Source organism: Pseudomonas sp. P4_C3 (assembly GCF_056402075.1).
Window position 1 is genome coordinate 1 of record NZ_JBFUIC010000103.1, and the last position, 17,422, is coordinate 17,422.

General features: G+C 61.1%; 16 protein-coding genes and 1 pseudogene. 8 read left to right on the forward strand and 9 right to left on the reverse strand.

The genetic code is table 11. The features are described from left to right. Window positions 1-117: 117 nt before the first annotated feature. The 3 genes from AC1DVH_RS17120 to arsC are packed head-to-tail and all read right to left on the reverse strand — an operon-like array spanning window position 118 to window position 1,491. A complete protein-coding gene (locus tag AC1DVH_RS17120; RefSeq protein WP_477754808.1) occupies window positions 118-543 on the reverse strand; it encodes a DUF2069 domain-containing protein in 426 nt (141 codons plus the stop codon). Between the two features lies 1 nt (window position 544). Beyond that, complete coding sequence (gene wrbA / locus AC1DVH_RS17125) at window positions 545-1,141, reverse strand: NAD(P)H:quinone oxidoreductase (RefSeq protein WP_477754809.1); 597 nt, start codon at window positions 1,139-1,141, stop codon at window positions 545-547. Continuing rightward, entirely contained in the window at window positions 1,138-1,491 is a 354-nt protein-coding gene (arsC, locus tag AC1DVH_RS17130; RefSeq protein ID WP_477754810.1) for an arsenate reductase (glutaredoxin), read from the reverse strand. The genes wrbA and arsC overlap by 4 nt, the downstream gene beginning before the upstream one ends. A 114-nt stretch (window positions 1,492-1,605) precedes the next feature. Between arsC and AC1DVH_RS17135 the strand changes: the two genes are divergently transcribed. Then, window positions 1,606-2,073, forward strand: coding sequence for a TlpA disulfide reductase family protein (locus AC1DVH_RS17135; protein WP_477754811.1), 468 nt, complete (start codon window positions 1,606-1,608; stop codon window positions 2,071-2,073). A 97-nt stretch (window positions 2,074-2,170) separates the two neighbouring features. Here the strand turns inward: AC1DVH_RS17135 and AC1DVH_RS17140 are convergent, their stop codons facing one another. From AC1DVH_RS17140 to AC1DVH_RS17155, 4 genes are all read right to left on the reverse strand, one after another. Then, window positions 2,171-2,575 carry an META domain-containing protein gene (locus AC1DVH_RS17140; protein ID WP_477754812.1) on the reverse strand — a complete coding sequence of 135 codons (405 nt, stop codon included), beginning with the start codon at window positions 2,573-2,575 and terminating at the stop codon, window positions 2,171-2,173. Beyond that, on the reverse strand, window positions 2,575-3,009 hold the full coding sequence (locus AC1DVH_RS17145; protein ID WP_007988765.1) for a hypothetical protein: 435 nt from the start codon (window positions 3,007-3,009) through the stop codon (window positions 2,575-2,577). Before AC1DVH_RS17145 ends, AC1DVH_RS17140 begins: the two co-directional genes overlap by 1 nt. 77 nt (window positions 3,010-3,086) lie before the next feature. After that, entirely contained in the window at window positions 3,087-4,079 is a 993-nt protein-coding gene (locus AC1DVH_RS17150; RefSeq protein WP_477754813.1) for a 2-hydroxyacid dehydrogenase, read from the reverse strand. A gap of 171 nt (window positions 4,080-4,250) precedes the next feature. Then, the gene (locus tag AC1DVH_RS17155; RefSeq protein ID WP_477754814.1) at window positions 4,251-7,004 is read right to left on the reverse strand and encodes a response regulator; all 2,754 of its coding nucleotides are present in this window, start codon (window positions 7,002-7,004) and stop codon (window positions 4,251-4,253) included. 215 nt (window positions 7,005-7,219) lie between these two features. On the opposite strand from AC1DVH_RS17155, the gene AC1DVH_RS17160 reads away from it, so the two are divergent. The 7 genes from AC1DVH_RS17160 (at window position 7,220) to AC1DVH_RS17190 (ending at window position 15,670) form a co-directional block, all read left to right on the forward strand. After that, window positions 7,220-7,939: a response regulator transcription factor gene (locus tag AC1DVH_RS17160; protein WP_477754815.1), complete on the forward strand. Its 720-nt coding sequence runs from the start codon at window positions 7,220-7,222 to the stop codon at window positions 7,937-7,939. Further along, a complete protein-coding gene (locus AC1DVH_RS17165; RefSeq protein WP_477754816.1) occupies window positions 7,929-9,350 on the forward strand; it encodes a histidine kinase sensor domain-containing protein in 1,422 nt (473 codons plus the stop codon). Before AC1DVH_RS17160 ends, AC1DVH_RS17165 begins: the two co-directional genes overlap by 11 nt. Before the next feature lie 168 nt (window positions 9,351-9,518). Beyond that, complete coding sequence (gene cysM, locus AC1DVH_RS17170; RefSeq protein WP_477754817.1) at window positions 9,519-10,421, forward strand: cysteine synthase CysM; 903 nt, start codon at window positions 9,519-9,521, stop codon at window positions 10,419-10,421. Next, a complete protein-coding gene (gene rlmD / locus AC1DVH_RS17175; protein ID WP_477754818.1) occupies window positions 10,421-11,773 on the forward strand; it encodes a 23S rRNA (uracil(1939)-C(5))-methyltransferase RlmD in 1,353 nt (450 codons plus the stop codon). The genes cysM and rlmD overlap by 1 nt, the downstream gene beginning before the upstream one ends. Window positions 11,774-11,895: 122 nt before the next feature. Further along, window positions 11,896-14,139: a GTP diphosphokinase gene (gene relA, locus AC1DVH_RS17180; RefSeq protein WP_477754819.1), complete on the forward strand. Its 2,244-nt coding sequence runs from the start codon at window positions 11,896-11,898 to the stop codon at window positions 14,137-14,139. Between the two features lie 126 nt (window positions 14,140-14,265). After that, window positions 14,266-15,099: a nucleoside triphosphate pyrophosphohydrolase gene (gene mazG / locus AC1DVH_RS17185; RefSeq protein WP_477754820.1), complete on the forward strand. Its 834-nt coding sequence runs from the start codon at window positions 14,266-14,268 to the stop codon at window positions 15,097-15,099. A 28-nt stretch (window positions 15,100-15,127) separates the two neighbouring features. Beyond that, window positions 15,128-15,670 (forward strand): DUF2058 domain-containing protein, encoded by a 543-nt coding sequence (locus AC1DVH_RS17190; RefSeq protein ID WP_477754821.1) that lies wholly within the window; start codon window positions 15,128-15,130, stop codon window positions 15,668-15,670. A gap of 35 nt (window positions 15,671-15,705) precedes the next feature. Here AC1DVH_RS17190 and AC1DVH_RS17195 read toward each other — a convergent pair whose 3' ends face one another. Together AC1DVH_RS17195 and fabB are read right to left on the reverse strand one after the other, a co-directional pair. Continuing rightward, on the reverse strand, window positions 15,706-15,894 hold the full coding sequence (locus tag AC1DVH_RS17195; RefSeq protein ID WP_218427367.1) for a hypothetical protein: 189 nt from the start codon (window positions 15,892-15,894) through the stop codon (window positions 15,706-15,708). 456 nt (window positions 15,895-16,350) lie between these two features. Next, window positions 16,351-17,418, reverse strand: a pseudogene (gene fabB, locus AC1DVH_RS17200) (beta-ketoacyl-ACP synthase I); the annotation flags it as partial. Between the last annotated feature and the right edge of the window lie 4 nt (window positions 17,419-17,422).

A 17,422-nucleotide genomic window follows, 5' to 3' on the forward strand; every position in this document is an offset into this window, starting at 1 on the left:
GGCTTATACCGTCAATCATTGAGGGTTTGGGTGGCCCCAAAAGATCGCAGCCTTCGGCAGCTCCTACAGGGGAATGTGTAAGCCTGTAGGAGCTGCCGAAGGCTGCGATCTTTTCTGTCAGGCGACGGAAACTTCGTCCTCGCCAGCCAACTTGCGATTCAACTGATACCGCCAGCGCACATACAACAACGCTGAACAGAACACCGCCAGGCTCGCACCCATCTCCAGCAAACCGAAGATTTGCCGGTTCGGGTCATAGGCAGCCAACGCGCCCTTGATGAAATACAGGTTCACCACAAAGCACATCCACGAATGCCCGCGAGGGCTGCCGACGATCATCCCCGGTGCCAGAATCAGCAGTGGCACCAGTTCGATCAACAGGATCACCCAGGGGCGTGCCCCGTGCAGATCGGCAATCGCCAGGTAGTAAACACACAGCAGTCCCACCAGGCCGAAAAAGCACAGCAGACTGATGACACGCATCGCCTTGACGCGTGGCTCGAGCCATTCGAGGGCGGGAAGAATCTTCGGCTTTTTTGCCACCTCAGCTCTCCAGTTTCTGTGCAGTCTTCGCCAGGCGCATGCCCAGCGCGCGGCACAGCGCCACTTCATGGGTATCCAGACCGCTTTTGCCGTCGGCACCGGCGTGGTGGCTGGCGCCGTAAGGCGTGCCGCCGCCCTGGGTTTCCAGCAGTGCCGACTCGCTGTACGGCAGGCCGGTGATCAGCATGCCGTGGTGCAGCAACGGCAGCATCATCGACAGCAGGGTGGTTTCCTGGCCACCGTGCAGGCTCGCCGTGGAGGTGAATACACCCGCCGGTTTGCCCACCAGCGCACCGGTCAGCCACAGGTTGCTGGTGCCGTCGAGAAAGTACTTGAGCGGCGCCGCCATGTTACCGAAGCGGGTCGGGCTGCCGAGTGCCAGGCCGGCGCAGTTCTTCAGGTCGTCGAGGCTGGCGTACAGCGCACCTTCGTCGGGAATCTCCGGCGAAACGGCTTCGCACTCGCTGGAAATCGCCGGCACCGTGCGCAGGCGCGCTTCAAGCCCGGCCTGTTCGACACCACGGGCGATCTGCCGGGCCATTTCGTTGGTCGAACCGCTGCGGCTGTAGTACAGAACCAGAATGTACGGTGCACTCATGGCAACAGTTCCAGGATCTGCTCCGGTGGGCGGCCGATGATGGCTTTGTCGCCGACTTCGAGAATCGGTCGCTCCATCAGTTTCGGGTGGGCGGCGATAGCGGCGATCAATTGCGCTTCGCTCAGGCTGTTGTCGGCCAGGTCGAGGGTTTTGTACTCGTCCTCGCCGGTGCGCAGCAAATGCCGGGCGCTGATCCCGAGTTTGCCCAGCAGGCTCTGGATTTGCGCGGCGTCCAGCGGAGTGTCCAGGTAACGGACCACGGTAGGCGTCAGGCCACGGGCTTCAAGCAGTTCGAGCGCACCGCGGGATTTCGAGCAGCGCGGGTTGTGATAAAGCGTCAGATCGGTCATGAGCGGGTCGCATCTTGCGTAAGGTGGCGGCTATTCTAACTGTGCAGCGCGCAATCCAGAACCGTGAGAGGCGATGGGTCGCAGGCGCATTCAATTTTTGACAAGGAACACGACATGACAAGGCGACTGGCAGCGGCATTGGCGATCATCGGGGCGTTGATGCTGGGGGGCTGCGGGAATGACTATGGCATCGACCAGGACGGCCACAAGATCGCCGCCGACCGACTGGACGGCAAATGGCTGGTACTTAACTACTGGGCAGAATGGTGCGGGCCTTGCCGTACCGAGATCCCGGAGTTGAATGCCTTGGCCGAGCAGCTCAAGGACAAGAAAATTGGTGTGTTCGGGGTCAACTTCGACAACGTCCAGGGGCAAGAGCTGAAGGGCGCGAGCGAGAAGCTGGGAATCAGGTTCACCGTGCTGGCGCTGGACCCTACCGAGCTGTTCGAGCTGCCGCGCAGCGAGGTGTTGCCGGTGACGTACATTATCGATAACAAGGGCAAGGTGCGTGAGCAGTTGATGGGGGAACAGACGGCGGCGGGGGTGATGGCGAAGCTTGAGGCATTGCAGGCGAAGAATTGAGTTGTTCTTGAGAGAAAAGATCGCAGCCTGCGGCAGCTCCTACAGGGTGTACGACAATCCATGTAGGAGCTGCCGCAGGCTGCGATCTTTTAGGGGATCAACCCTCCTCAAGCCACCAACGCAGCGGCTTGCCTTCGGCTGGCCAGAAGCGCATCTGCTCGATCGGGGAGACGTCCCAGCGCTGGACGTTTTCCAGGGCCTGGAGGAAGCGTTTTTCCTGTTCCATCAGCGCCGGCGCGCACAGTTTGCGGGTGCTGCCGATTTTGCCGAAGGTCAGTTTGTCGCCATCGAGGGTGTACGGCGCGAACCAGTGATTGCAGCCACCATTGCCGTAAGCCCGGCCGTCTTCAGCGAGGGTGATGGTCAGGTGGCTGTAGTCCATCAACGGCCGTTCGCCGATCCATTCCAGAATGTAGCTGCGGTTTTGTTGCAACTGCACCGGCTCGGCGGCGCAGCCCAGCAGGCTGGCACCGGCCATCGCGCTCAGAGCGAGGCGTTTCATCACGCAGGCTCCTGGCATTTCGGGCACAGGTGTTTCTCGCCAACGGTGGTCCAGCCCAGCTCGGCAATCCGCGCAGTGGCGGCAGGCTTTTCGGCCTTGTTGCCCAGCTTGGCATCGACGGCGAACTCGAAGCTCAGCTCTTTGGCGCAGCTGTCACAGTTCACTTGCCAGGTATGAATCGCCAGTTCGCCGAATACCGGGCCACTGGCCACCGCGACCCATTGACCGGGCGGGTTGATCAGGTGGCGAACCGTTTCGACGGTCAGGCGCATGGACAAGTCCTTGGCACCCTTGAGGGTCACGACCAGCACGTCGTTGTTGCGAATCGAGCCACCGTTGCCGGTGACCTGATAGCGCCCTGGCACCAGGGCGCGGCATTCGGTGAGGGTGTGTTGCGGGTTCATCAGGCTGTAGCGGAAATCGTGTTCGACCATGGGTCCTCCAAATATGCGCGATATGCTATCACGGGCTTGCACACCGCATCGCGCAGGCAGATGACCTTCGATCCGTTTCAGTCTCCCGTCACCTGGTTTTCCGGGGTGCCCGCCGTCCAGGCTGCAATGTTGCGCAACGTGGTGGCGGCTATCGCGTCCAGCGCTTCGCGGGTCAGAAAGGCCTGGTGTGCGGTGACGATCACGTTAGGGAAGGTCAGCAACCGGGCCAGTACATCGTCTTGCAGCGGCAGGTCGGAGCGGTCCTCGAAGAACAACTGCGCCTCTTCCTCATACACATCCAGCCCCAGGTAACCCAGGCGACCGTCTTTCAGGGCATCGATCAGCGCCGGGGTGTCCACCAGGCCGCCACGTCCGGTATTGATCAGCATTGCGCCCGGTTGCATGTGCGCCAGGGATTGGCGGTTGATCAAGTGCTTGCTCTGCTCGTTGAGCGGGCAGTGCAGGCTGATGATCTGCGATTCGGCCAGCAGCTGCGGCAGGCTCAGGTAGCGCGCGCCAAGGGCTTCGACCTGCGGGTTGGGGTAGGGGTCACAGGCCAGTAACTGGCAGCCAAATCCGCTCATGATTTTGGCGAAGGTGGCACCGATCTGACCGGTGCCGACCACGCCGACGGTCTTGCCTACCAGGTCGAAACCCGTCAGCCCCTGCAGTCTGAAATCCCCTTCGCGAGTGCGGTTGTAGGCGCGGGGCAAGCGGCGGTTGAGTGCGAGGATCAGCGCCACTGCATGTTCGGCCACCGCGTGGGGCGAATAGGCCGGGACGCGCACGATGGCCAGTCCCAGACGTTTTGCCGTCGGCAAGTCGACATGGTTGTAACCGGCCGAGCGCAGGGCGATCAGGCGAGTGCCACCGGCGGCCAGGCGTTCGAGTACCGCCGCGCCGAGGTCATCATTGATGAACGCACAGACCGCTTCATACCCCTGGGCCAGCGCCACTGTGTCGAGGCTCAGGCGCGCAGGCTGAAATTGCAGCTCGATGCCGACCGGTTGTTCGGCAGCTAGAAAACTGTCGCGGTCGTAGTTCTGGCTGCTGAAAAAAATCGTACGCATGATGTCCTCTCTGTCCCGTTTCTGTAGGAGCTGCGGTGCGGCGATCCGACTTGCCTGCGAAGAGGATCTCAAACCCTGTGCTGTCTCTGAGGCCGCCTTCGCTGGCAAGCCAGCTCCTACAGGGTTTGCGCTGAGCTTATGCTGATGTTTGATTGACGCAGTTGCGCTGCATCAAGCATTCATGCGCGCCTGGGCCGCCAGGCGATTGATCGCCCGGTCGAGTTCCTCCAGTGCCACGCCGGCATTCGGGTCCTGTTGCTTGAGCAGGGTTTCGCTGCGTTGGCAGGCCGCACGCAATTGCGGTACGCCGCAGTAACGCGTCGCGCCATGCAGGCGATGGACCCGTTCGATCAGGGCGTTGTGGTCGTTGCTTTGCTGTGCGAGGCGGATGGCTTCGCGGTCAGCCTCCAGGGACGCCAGCAGCATCGCCAGCATGTCCGCCGCCAGATCAGCCTTGCCGGCGGCCAGGCGCAATCCTTCGTCGTGGTCGAGTACCAACAGGTCGTGGGCGCCAGCATGCCCATCGCCGGAGCGCTCCGGGCTGTGATTGCGCAGCGCCAGGCCGCTCCATTTCAGCACCACCTGTGCCAATTGCCGTTCGCTGATCGGTTTGGTCAGGTAGTCGTCCATGCCGCTTTGCAGCATCGCGCGTTTTTCGTTGGCCATGGCGTGGGCGGTGAGGGCCACGATCGGCAGCGGCGTGCAATGGCGTTCGCTTTCCCATTGGCGGATCGCCTCGGTGCTCTGGCGGCCGTCCATGCCGGGCATCTGCACGTCCATCAACACCAGATCGAATGTCTCGTTCTGCACCGCCTTGATGGCGGCAAAACCGCTTTCCACCGCGAGCACATTGGCGCCCATGTCTTCGAGCAGGGTCTGCACCAGCATCAGGTTGGCCGGATTGTCGTCGACGCAAAGCACCTTCGGTGCACGGCTGGACAACGGTTCGCCCGGCTCGCGGCGCATCGGGCGCGGGTTGACCAGATCAGACAGGGAGCGTCGCAACTTGCGGGTACAGGCCGGTTTCGCCTGGAGCTGGCTGTGGGGGTTGGGCACGGAAAGATGGAACAGCGTCTGTTCCGTGGTCGGGCACAGCACCAGCACTTTGCAGCCAAGATGCTCGAGGTCCCAGATGTGCTGGTTGAGGCGTTCCGGCGGCATGTCGTTGCTGGTGATGCCGAGCACTGCAAGTTCGATCGCCTGATCGGTCTGGTGGGCGGCGGTGACGCCATTGGTCAGGCTTTCCAGGGTGTTGAACGGTGTGGTGTTGAGGCCGCAGTCTTCCAGTTGATGCTGCAAGGCCTGCCGGGCCAGTTCGTGGTTTTCCAGCACCGCCACCCGGCGCCCGAGCAGCGGCGCGGCGGGCAGGTCTTCGGCATCGTCACGGGTTTTCGGCAGGCTCAGGCTGATCCAGAATTCCGACCCTTCCCCCGGCGTGCTGTCGACGCCGATCTCGCCGCCCATCTGTTCGATCAGGCGTTTGGAAATCACCAGGCCCAGGCCAGTGCCGCCCGGTTGCCGCGATAGCGAGTTGTCAGCCTGACTGAAGGCCTGGAACAGGGCGCGTACGTCCTGGCTCGACAGGCCGATGCCGGTGTCCTGAATGCTGATGCGCAGCTGCACGGTGTCTTCGTGTTCTTCTTCGAGCATGGCGCGGGCGACGACGGTGCCTTCGCGGGTGAACTTGATCGCATTGCTCACCAGGTTCGTCAGGATCTGCTTGAGCCGCAACGGGTCGCCTACCAGTGACAGCGGCGTGTCCCGATASACCAGGCTCACCAGTTCCAGCTGCTTGGCGTGGGCGGCCGGGGCGAGGATGGTCAAGGTGTCCTGGAGCAGGTCGCGCAGGTTGAACGGAATATGGTCGAGCACCAGCTTGCCAGCTTCGATTTTCGAGAAGTCGAGAATCTCGTTGATGATGCCCAGCAGGCTGTCGGCGGATTTTTCGATGGTGCCCAGGTAGTCGAGCTGGCGTGGGGTGAGCTCGCTTTTTTGCAACAGGTGGGTGAAGCCGAGAATGCCATTGAGCGGCGTACGGATTTCATGGCTCATGTTGGCCAGGAATTCGGATTTGATCCGGCTCGCTTCCAGGGCCTCCTTGCGCGCCAGATCCAGCTCGATGTTCTGGATCTCGATGGTTTCCAGGTTCTGGCGCACGTCTTCGGTGGCCTGGTCGATGCTGTGCTGCAATTCTTCCTGGGCATTTTGCAGGGTGCCGGCCATGCGGTTGATGCCGGAAGCCAGTTCATCCAGTTCCTGGCTGCCGAGGGGCGGCAAGCGGGTCTCCAGGTGGCCGTCCTTGAGTTGGGCCACGGCCTGCTTGATCTGGCTCAACGGCCGATTGATCGTGCGGCCCATGCGCAGGGCCAGCAGCGCCGCACCGATCAGTCCCGTAGCGATCAACATCAAGCTGGCGAACAGGCTGCGGTAACCGCGCAACAGCATGTTGTTATGGGACAGTTCGAGCTCGACCCAGCCAAGCAGGCGGTCTGCTTCTTCGGGAATCACGTCTCCGGCCAGATTGCGGTGTTTGCCGAATACCGGCAGCAGATAGCGGGTCGCATCGCTGCCGCTGTGGCGCAGCATTTGCGTGCCACTGCCAGAGGGCGTCTGATTGAGCATGGTCGGGCCGGCGTGGGCCAGCAACGTGCGGTCGGGAGCCAGGAAGGTCACTGCCCGTACGTCGGTTTGCTCCAGGGCCTGGGTGGCGATGCGTTCGAGCAGTTCGTTGTCCTGATGGCCCATGGCTGGCGCCGTCAGTGGAGCCAACTGCTCGGCGATCATTTCGCCGCGCTGCATGAGTTGGGTTTGCAGGTCAGCCTGTTGCATCCAGGTAAAATACCCCCCCAGCACCAACGCCATCAGACTGGTTGGCAACAGGGTCAGCAACAGCACGCGGCCTTTGATTCCCAGTTTCTTGAGCACGCATCTCTCCTGCATCCCGCTATTTATAGACCCGTACATGCATCCGCCATGCACCACTTGCGCAGTGTAGCGATTTGCTCGCGGGCAATCTTCGTAAAAATGGTGCAGTCATTCGTCCGCCCGGGCGACTCTTTGGCGATACGGACAAACCGTGGGTTGCCCCTGGCGAGGCAATCTTGAATAATCGCTCAACTGAGAATTGTTTGCAGATAGTCATGACTCCCATCACTGCTGGCCTCCCCCGAATCCTGTCCATCGAAGACGACCTTGTGCTCGGCGCCTACGTTCACGAGCACCTGGACCGCAGCGGCTTCCAGGTGACCTGGTGCCAGAACGGCCAGGAAGGCCTGGACATTGCCCGCCGGCAGCCTTTCGACGTGGTGTTGATGGATATCCTGCTGCCGGGCATGGACGGCCTGGCGGTACTGACTCAATTGCGCCAGAGTCATTCCACCCCGGTGTTGCTGATGTCGGCCCTCGGTGCCGAGGCCGATCGCATCAGCGGTTTTCGCCTGGGGGCCGACGATTACCTGCCAAAGCCCTTCAGCATGGTGGAGTTGCGGGTGCGCATCGAAGCCATTCTGCGGCGGGTGGCACTCGACCGCCGGCCCGCACCCGCAGTGCCAGCCCCGTCGATGGACAGCCTGCGTTTCGACGATGAAAGCTTCGAGGTGTTTTATGGCGAACAGGCTGGCGGCCTGACCCGCAGCGAGTATCGGCTGCTGGAGACGCTGCACCGCAGCGTCGACGAAGTATTGAGCAAAGCCTTCCTCTATCAACAGGTGCTGCAACGCGGTTATGCGGCCCATGACCGCAGCCTGGACATGCACATCAGCCAGATCCGCCGCAAGCTCAAGGCCATTGGCTACACCGAGCGCGAAGTGCGTACGGTATGGGGCAAGGGTTACATCCTGAGCGCCGCCGATGAAATGTAACGTGCCGGGCAGGCACTCGCTGTTCTGGAAACTGGCTTGTCTATTGGTCGCGTTCTGTCTGCTGATGATCTGGTTGAGTTGGTCATGGGGGCGTTACATGGAGGAGCGAAACCAGTTCCTATCCGATGAGGCCCGCGGCACCCTGTCCGGTTATGCCGCCGAAGCCGAGCAGGCGTGGAAGCAGCGCCAGAGCGCCGGTGTCGATGACTGGCTGCAAGGCATGGGTCAGCGGGAAAAAGGCTGGGTCGGTGTCATCGGTGGTGATTTGCAGTCCTTGAGCAACCAATCGCTGACGGACAAGGAAGTCGAACGCCTGACTTTTTTGCGCGGCCTCGATTGGCCCATTCACAAGAAAGGCCGGCCGTGGATACGCATACCGTTTCCCGGCGACCCGTCCACTGGCAGCCTGGTGATCGAACTGCCCGAACGCTTTCTGCCTGGGCAATACCGGGTGTTCTGGCGGGTGATCACCAACGGCGTGATTCCGGGGTTGTTCACTTTGCTGCTGTGCGTCGGGCTCTACCGTTTGCTGGTAGTGCCGCTCAATCACTTGCGTGAGCAGGCCAATGCCTGGCGTGCCGACCAACTGAATGTGCGCCTATCGAGCCGCACCACCAATCGTTCCGATGAATTGGGTGAGCTGGGGCGGGCGTTCGATCACATGTCCGAGCGCCTGCAAAGCACTGTGGCCTTGCAGCAGCAACTGTTGCGCGACCTGTCCCACGAATTGCGCACGCCTTTGAGCCGCCTGCGGGTGGCCAGTGAAAGCGAGCAGGGGCTGGAGCCATTGCGCGAACGTATCGGTCGTGAGGTCGATAGCATGCAGCGCCTGGTGGAAGACACGCTGCAACTGGCATGGCTGGACACCGAGCGCACCCGGTTGCCCGACGAGGCGATTCAGATCCAGGCCCTGTGGGAAATGCTCACGGAAAACGCCTGCTATGAAAGTGGCTGGCCCGATACGCAGTTGCAATGCACGGTGGATGCATCCTGCTGGGTTCGCGGTCATCTCAATACCCTGGCCCAAGCGTTGGAAAACATTCTGCGCAATGCCATTCGTCATTCGCCGACGGGAGGCATCGTCCAATTGGGCGGACGGCGTGATGGCGATTTCTGGCACCTGTGGCTGGAGGATCAGGGCGGTGGAGTGGCGCAAGCGGATCTGGAGCGGATCTTCCTGCCGTTCACCCGGCTCGACGGTTCGCGGCCGGGGGATGGTGGGTTTGGGTTGGGGTTGAGCATCGCCCGGAATGCGGTGCAGCGTCAGGGTGGACAGCTGTGGGCGCAGAACACCGGGACCGGGTTGCGCTTGAATATGCGTCTGTTGGCGGATGATGGTGGTGCCCGTGACGACGCCATCGCGAGCAGGCTCGCTCCCACATTGACTGTGTTTCAACCGAAAAATATGTGATCACCTCAGTCCCCTGTAGGAGCGGGCTTGCCCGCGATGAGGCCCTCATGTTCACCGCAAAATATCTGCTTATTCCCATAAACCATAAGCACCACACTTTGCGTGATATGGCCTGCGAACGTTTGCCGGTATGATAGTCGCCCCCGCAGTCTGGATTGCGAATACGCCATGACCTTGCAGTACCCAACCATCGCCGATTGCGTCGGCAACACTCCGCTGGTCCGTTTGCAGCGCCTGCCCGGCGCCACCAGCAATACCCTATTGCTCAAGCTCGAAGGGAACAACCCGGCGGGTTCGGTCAAGGACCGTCCGGCGCTGTCGATGATCACCCGCGCCGAACTGCGCGGGCAGATCCACGCCGGCGATACACTGATCGAAGCGACCTCGGGCAACACCGGGATCGCCCTGGCCATGGCCGCTGCGATCAAGGGTTACAAGATGATCCTGATCATGCCGGACAACTCCAGCGCCGAACGCAAGGCAGCCATGACCGCCTATGGCGCCGAGCTGATCCTGGTCAGCCAGGAGGAGGGCATGGAAGGTGCCCGCGACCTCGCCCAGCGCATGGAAGCCGAAGGTCGCGGCAAGGTACTGGATCAGTTCGCCAACGGTGATAACCCCGAGGCGCACTACACCACCACTGGCCCGGAAATCTGGCGCCAGACCCAGGGCACCATCACCCATTTCGTCAGCTCCATGGGCACCACCGGGACCATCATGGGCGTGTCGCGCTACTTGAAAGAGCAGAACGACAACGTGCAGATCATCGGCCTGCAACCAATGGAAGGTTCGGCGATCCCGGGTATCCGTCGCTGGCCTCAGGAATACCTGCCGAAGATCTATCAGGCTGATCGCGTGGACCGGATCGTCGACATGGCCCAAGTCGAAGCCGAAGACGTGACCCGTCGCCTGGCCCGTGAAGAAGGCATTTTCTGTGGCGTGTCCTCGGGCGGCGCCGTGGCGGCAATGCTGCGCCTGTCCAGAGAAGTTGAAAATGCGGTGATCGTCGCGATCATTTGCGACCGCGGCGACCGTTACTTGTCGACCGGCATTTTCGACGCGCCCAACTGATGGCCAAACATGAAAGAGGCCTGCGCTTCCAGCCCACCGGCGGCAGCAAGGCCCCGCAAATCCCGACCGGCAAAAAACAGCGCCTGACCATCGAGCGCCTGGCCAATGACGGTCGCGGCATCGCGTTTTTCGAAGGCCGTACCTGGTTCGTCATCGGTGCGTTGGCCGGCGAAGAAATCGAGGCTCGCGTACTCGGTGCCCACGGCAAAGTGGTCGAGGCGCGGACCGAGCGGGTGTTCAACGCCAGCGAGTTGCGCCGCCCGGCACCGTGCGCCCATGCCGGCCGTTGCGGCGGCTGCAGCGTGCAGCATCTGCCCCACAACGAACAACTCGCCCTGAAACAGCGCATGCTCGCCGAGCAATTGTCCAAGGTCGCCGGTGTCGCGCCCGAGGAGTGGGCCGAACCATTGACCGGTCCGGAATTCGGCTACCGTCGTCGCGCCCGTGTGGCGGTGCGCTGGGACATGAAGGCGAAGAAACTCGAAGTCGGGTTCCGCGCCGCCGGCAGCCAGGACATCGTTGGCATCGATGATTGCCCGGTGCTGGTACAGCCCTTGCAACCAATCATGACCCGCCTGCCCCAGATGCTGCGACGCTTGAGCAAACCTCAGGCACTCGGGCATGTGGAGTTGTTCAGCGGCTCGACGTTGGCGATTTTGCTGCGGCACATGGCGCCGTTGTCCGACGCCGACCTGACGATCCTCAAGGATTTCTGCGCGTTCCACGAAGCCCAGTTGTGGCTGCATGGCGACGGTGAACCGCAGCCGGTCGAGGCCGATCAGTCGTTGGGTTATCGTCTTGAACAGTGGGGTCTGGAGCTGGCATACCGTCCCGGGGATTTCATCCAGGTCAACGCCGCAGTCAACGAAGCGATGGTCGCCCAGGCGCTGGACTGGTTGAAGCCGACAGCGGATGAGCGCGTACTCGATCTGTTCTGTGGTCTGGGCAACTTTGCCTTGCCACTGGCCAAGGCCGCTCGCGAAGTGGTGGCGGTCGAAGGTGTGCAGGTGATGGTCGATCGGGCAGCGGCGAATGCGGCTAGCAATAATCTGCATAACGCGAAGTTTTTTCAGGCCGATTTATCCCAGCCTTTGACGGACGCCGAATGGGCCGCCGAAGGCTTTTGTGCGGTACTCTTGGACCCACCGCGTGACGGTGCTTTCGAGGTTGTTCGCAAGCTCAAGACCCTGGGCGCCGAACGGTTGGTGTACGTGTCGTGCAACCCGGCCACTCTGGCGCGTGACACGGTCGAATTGATCAAGCAGGGCTACCGGTTAAAACGTGCCGGGATTCTCGATATGTTTCCTCAAACGGCACATGTCGAGGCCATGGCGTTATTTGAAGCGAGCTAGGATGCTCGTCTGGTCCGACTGGCCCGCCCGTGCAGCCGCGCACCCAGCCCGATGTGGGCGCACGGGCAACGAAGGTCAGCGATTTGACGCATTGAATCTGCGTCGTAGGGAAGGTAAGCAAGATGGTACAGGTGAGAGCACACCAGCCGATCAACACCGACGGCAGTATCAATCTCGAGGCTTGGCTCGATCACGCGGTGAGTGTCGATCTGGCACTGGATCGCGAAGCCTTGAAAGAGGCCYGCGAGTACGCTCGCGAGGCCGAACAACAAGCCAATGCGGCACAGAATCTGTGGTCGGAAGGGAACTCCACGTTCCGTACCGGCCTTGAGATCGCCGAGATTCTCGCCGATCTCAAACTCGATCAGGACTCACTGGTCGCCGCGGTCCTGTACCGGGGCGTGCGCGAAGCCCAGATCCCGTTGCCGGCAGTCAGCCAGCGCTTCGGCCCGGTGGTGGCCAAACTCATCGACGGCGTGCAACGCATGGCGGCGATCAGCGACAGCCTGAGTCCGCGCAAATCCATGGTGATGGGCACCCAGGGCCAGGTGGAAAACCTGCGCAAGATGCTGGTGGCCATGGTCGACGACGTTCGCGTCGCCCTGATCAAACTGGCCGAGCGTACATGCGCCATCCGTGCGGTGAAGACCGCCGACGACGAAAAACGCAACCGCGTCGCCCGTGAAGTCTTCGACATCTACGCGCCACTGGCCCATCGCCTGGGTATCGGTCACATCAAGTGGGAACTGGAGGACTTGTCCTTCCGTTACCTGGAGCCGGACCAGTACAAGCAGATCGCCAAGTTGCTCCACGAGCGGCGACTCGATCGCGAGCGCTTTATCAGCGACGTGATGAGCCAGCTGAAAAACGAATTGCAGGCCACCGGCGTCGATGCCGACATCAGCGGCCGGGCCAAACACATCTATTCGATCTGGCGCAAAATGCAGCGCAAGGGTCTGGAGTTCAGCCAGATCTACGACGTTCGAGCCGTTCGCGTGCTGGTGCCGGAAATGCGCGATTGCTACACCGCGCTCGGCATCGTCCATACCCTTTGGCGGCACATTCCGAAAGAGTTCGACGACTACATCGCCAACCCCAAGGAAAACGGCTATCGCTCGCTGCACACAGCGGTGATCGGGCCCGAGGGCAAGGTGCTGGAAGTGCAGATCCGCACCCATGCGATGCACGAAGAAGCCGAACTTGGTGTGTGCGCGCACTGGCGCTACAAGGGCACCGACGTCAAGTCCGGCTCCAATCACTACGAAGAGAAAATCTCCTGGCTGCGCCAGGTACTCGAATGGCACGAAGAGCTGGGCGACATCGGTGGCCTGGCGGAACAGCTGCGGGTCGATATCGAGCCCGACCGGGTTTACATCTTTACCCCGGACGGTCACGCCATCGATTTGCCGAAGGGTGCGACGCCGCTGGACTTCGCCTACCGTGTACACACCGAAATCGGTCACAACTGCCGTGGCGCCAAGATCAACGGGCGCATCGTGCCGCTCAATTACAGCCTGCAAACCGGTGAACAGGTCGAGATCATCACCAGCAAGCACGGCACCCCGAGCCGCGACTGGCTGAACCCGAACCTGGGTTACGTCACCACATCGCGGGCGCGGGCGAAGATCGTTCACTGGTTCAAGTTGCAGGCCCGTGACCAGAACGTCGCGGCCGGTAAAACGCTGCTTGAGCGCGAGCTCAATCGCCTCGGTCTGCCCGCGGTGGATTTCGACAAGCTGGCCGACAAGGCCAACATGAAAACCGCCGAAGACCTGTTCGCCGCCCTCGGCGCCGGGGATCTGCGCCTGGCGCAACTGGTCAACCTGGCGCAGCAACTGGTCGAGCCGGAGCGTGGCAACGAGCAGCTGGAACTGATTCCACGCAAGGCCACCGGCTACAAGCCGGGCAAGCGCGGCGATATCCAGATCCAGGGTGTCGGCAACCTGATGACCCAGATGGCCGGYTGCTGCCAGCCGTTGCCGGGCGATGCAATCGTCGGTTACATCACCGTGGGTCGCGGCGTGAGCATTCACCGCCAGGACTGCGCCTCGGTGCTGCAGCTGGCCGGGCGCGAGCCCGAGCGAATTATCCAGGTCAGCTGGGGGCCGGTGCCGGTGCTCACCTATCCGGTGGACATCGTCATCCGCGCCTACGACCGTTCCGGTCTGCTGCGTGACGTCTCGCAGGTGCTGCTCAATGAGCGGATCAACGTGCTGGCGGTCAACACCCGCTCGAACAAGGAGGACAACACCGCGTTGATGTCCCTGACCATCGAGATTCCGGGGCTGGACGCATTGGGGCGGTTGCTGGGGCGGATTTCCCAGTTGCCGAACATCATCGAAACCCGGCGTAACCGTACGCCGTAAGACATGTAGGAGCGAGCTTGCTCGCGAAGAACCTGAGGGCGACGCGTTCATTCAGACAGCATGCGTCATCGTTAACGTCCATCGCGAGCAAGCTCGCTCCTACAAAGAGCGGGCAGAGATTGAAAGATGTATTCACTTGAAGATTTATTGCACCTGATGAACCGCCTGCGCGACCCGCAGTACGGTTGCCCGTGGGACATCAAGCAAACCTGGGCCACCATCGTCCCGCACACCCTCGAAGAAGCCTACGAAGTCGCCGATGCCATCGAGCGCGGCGACTTCGATCACTTGCAGGGTGAGCTGGGTGATCTGTTGTTCCAGGTGGTTTATTACAGTCAGTTGGCTCGGGAAGAGGGGCGCTTCGAGTTCGCCGGCGTGGTCGACGGCATCACCCGCAAGCTGATCCGTCGTCATCCCCACGTGTTCCCCACCGGTGACCTGTATGCGCCGCTGGATGTCCCGCGTTTGAGTGAAGAGCAGGTCAAGCAGCGTTGGGAAGAGATCAAGGCCGAGGAGCGCGCGGAGAAATCTTCAGCGCCCGAACAGCTATCGTTGCTCGATGATGTTCCCGCCGCACTGCCAGCGTTGTCCCGTTCGGCAAAATTGCAGAAGCGCGCGGGGCAGGTCGGGTTCGACTGGCCAGATGCCTTGCCGGTGCTCGATAAAGTGCGTGAGGAGCTCGATGAAGTCCTCGAAGCGATGTCGGAAAACGATCCCGAAGCCGTGGCCGACGAGATCGGCGATCTGCTGTTTTCCGTGGTCAATCTGGCGCGGCATCTCAAGGTCGATCCGGAAGCCGCACTGCGTGGCGCCAACGGCAAGTTTGAACGACGCTTTCGTTTTATCGAACAGGCATTGCGCGACACCCGCCGTCCCATGGAAGATTGCACCCTCGAAGAGTTGGACGCCTTGTGGGGCGAAGCCAAACGTCAGGAAAAGAATTTGCCCAGCTGCGGTTGAGCAGTGGCCTAAGTGAGTAATAAGCACCATGAGCATTTCCCTTCGCGACCAGTTGCTCAAAGCAGGGCTGGTCAACCAGAAGCAGGCCAAGCAGGTCAGCAAAGACAAGCAGAAACAACAACGCCTGGCCCACAAAGGCCAGATCGAGCTGGATGACTCCCAGCAGCGCGCGGCGCAGGAAGCCATGGCCGAGAAGGTCAAGCGCGACCAGGAACTCAACCGCCAGCAGCAGGAGAAGGCCGAGGCCAAGGCCCGTGCCGCGCAGGTCAAGCAATTGATCGAAGTCTCGCGCCTGCCGAAATTGACGACCGAGGATTACTACAACTTCGTCGACGACAAGAAGGTCAAGCGCATCAGCGTCAACACCCTGATGCGCAACAAGCTCAGCAGCGGTTCGCTGGCCATCGTGCATCACGCTGGCGGCTACGAAGTGATTCCGCGCGAGGCGGCACTGAAGATTCAGGAACGCGACCCACAGCGCATCGTGCAATTGAATGTGCAGACCGAAGAGGTCGCTGCCGAGGACGATCCGTACGCCGCCTATAAGATCCCTGATGACCTGATGTGGTAACACTTGTAGGAGCGAGCTCGCTCCTACAAGTTTTCTCAGGCGGACTGTAACTCGCGTTGCTGTTCCAGGGTTTCCAGTTCGGCCTTGTAGTTTTGCGCATCGGTCTCGGAATGGAACATCCCGACCAGCAGGTCTTGTTGATGCACATCCCAGATCCGGATACCGGCGGCTACCCCCTCGTGGGATTTATGTGAATCGTCGCGTTCAGTTACTTTTACAGTCATCTGCTAGCTCCAATCTCTGTTATCTGCAGCAAGGCGTGTGCAGGCCTCTGTTATAGAGTTTGGTAGCTTGCTAAGTAAACGACTGGGTTTGGTAACGGTTTTTTGCAAAAACGGAAACAGTGCTGCAGCCCGCGGAATCCGCGACATTCAGTCGCAGGGCGTTAAGTTTCATGACAAAAGCTTCATGTTCAGAAACCTCACGCACACCCTGTAGGAGCTGCCGAAGGCTGCGATCTTTTGATCTTGATCTTCCTGGCATCGCCGAAAAACAAGATCAAAAGATCGCAGCCTTCGGCAGCTCCTACAGGGTGTGCGTGAGGTTTCTGAACATGAAGCTTTTGTCATGAAACTTAACGCCCTGCGACTGAATGTCGCGGATTCCGCGGGCTGCAGCACTGTTTCCGTTTTTGCAAAAAACCGTTACCAAACCCAGTCGTTTACTTAGCAAGCTACCAAACTCCCGGCAATGAAGTTGCCTTCCATCATCAGCAGGCAGTAGATCGCTTCGTGAACGCCGGCGGCGCCCAGGGAGTGACCCGACAGGCTCTTGGTGGAGCTGATGGCCGGAGCCTTGTCGCCGAACACTTCACGCACGCCTTTCATTTCCGCGACGTCGCCGACCGGGGTCGAGGTGCCGTGGGTGTTCAGGTAGTCGATCGGGGTATCGACGGTGGACAGCGCCTGCTGCATGCAGCGGATCGCGCCTTCGCCGCTCGGGGCAACCATGTCGTAGCCGTCGGAGGTCGCGCCGTAGCCGACGATTTCCGCGTAGATCTTCGCGCCGCGGGCCAGAGCGTGTTCCAGCTCTTCAACCACGACCATGCCGCCACCGCCGGCAATGACGAAACCGTCACGCTTGGCGTCGTAGGCACGGGAAGCTTTTTCCGGGGTTTCGTTGTACTGGGTGGACAGGGCGCCCATAGCGTCGAACAGGAACGATTGGCTCCAGTGTTCTTCTTCACCGCCGCCGGCGAAAACGATGTCCTGCTTGCCCAGCTGGATCTGTTCCATGGCGTTACCGATGCAGTGAGCACTGGTGGCGCAAGCGGAGGAGATCGAGTAGTTCACACCCTTGATCTTGAACGGAGTGGCCAGGCAGGCGGAAACGGTGCTGCCCATGGTCCGCGTGACGCGGTACGGGCCGACGCGCTTGACGCCTTTCTCGCGCAGGATGTCCAGTGCTTCCATCTGGTTCAGGGTCGACGCGCCACCGGAGCCGGCGATCAGGCCGGTACGCACGTTGGAAACCTGCTCTTCGGTCAGGCCGGAGTCGGTGATGGCGTCTTTCATGGCCAGGTAGGCATAAGCTGCCGCGTGGCCGACGAAGCGATAGATCTTGCGATCGATCAGTTCTTCAAGGTTGAGGTCAATGGAGCCGGAAACCTGGCTACGCAGACCCATTTCGGCATATTCCGGATTGAACCGGATGCCAGGGCGGCTTGCACGCAGGTTAGCGGAGACGGTCTCTTTGTCATTGCCCAGGCAAGAAACGATGCCCAGACCAGTGATAACGACGCGGCGCATGCGG

Coding starts and splice junctions, on each gene's coding strand:
- cysM (WP_477754817.1), top strand. CDS start 9,519: ATGACCTTGCAGTACCCAACCATCGCCGATTGCGTCGGCAACACTCCG.
- arsC (WP_477754810.1), bottom strand. CDS start 1,491: ATGACCGATCTGACGCTTTATCACAACCCGCGCTGCTCGAAATCCCGC.
- AC1DVH_RS17160 (WP_477754815.1), top strand. CDS start 7,220: ATGACTCCCATCACTGCTGGCCTCCCCCGAATCCTGTCCATCGAAGAC.
- AC1DVH_RS17190 (WP_477754821.1), top strand. CDS start 15,128: ATGAGCATTTCCCTTCGCGACCAGTTGCTCAAAGCAGGGCTGGTCAAC.
- wrbA (WP_477754809.1), bottom strand. CDS start 1,141: ATGAGTGCACCGTACATTCTGGTTCTGTACTACAGCCGCAGCGGTTCG.
- AC1DVH_RS17150 (WP_477754813.1), bottom strand. CDS start 4,079: ATGCGTACGATTTTTTTCAGCAGCCAGAACTACGACCGCGACAGTTTT.
- AC1DVH_RS17135 (WP_477754811.1), top strand. CDS start 1,606: ATGACAAGGCGACTGGCAGCGGCATTGGCGATCATCGGGGCGTTGATG.
- AC1DVH_RS17145 (WP_007988765.1), bottom strand. CDS start 3,009: ATGGTCGAACACGATTTCCGCTACAGCCTGATGAACCCGCAACACACC.
- AC1DVH_RS17140 (WP_477754812.1), bottom strand. CDS start 2,575: ATGAAACGCCTCGCTCTGAGCGCGATGGCCGGTGCCAGCCTGCTGGGC.
- AC1DVH_RS17195 (WP_218427367.1), bottom strand. CDS start 15,894: ATGACTGTAAAAGTAACTGAACGCGACGATTCACATAAATCCCACGAG.
- mazG (WP_477754820.1), top strand. CDS start 14,266: ATGTATTCACTTGAAGATTTATTGCACCTGATGAACCGCCTGCGCGAC.
- rlmD (WP_477754818.1), top strand. CDS start 10,421: ATGGCCAAACATGAAAGAGGCCTGCGCTTCCAGCCCACCGGCGGCAGC.
- AC1DVH_RS17165 (WP_477754816.1), top strand. CDS start 7,929: ATGAAATGTAACGTGCCGGGCAGGCACTCGCTGTTCTGGAAACTGGCT.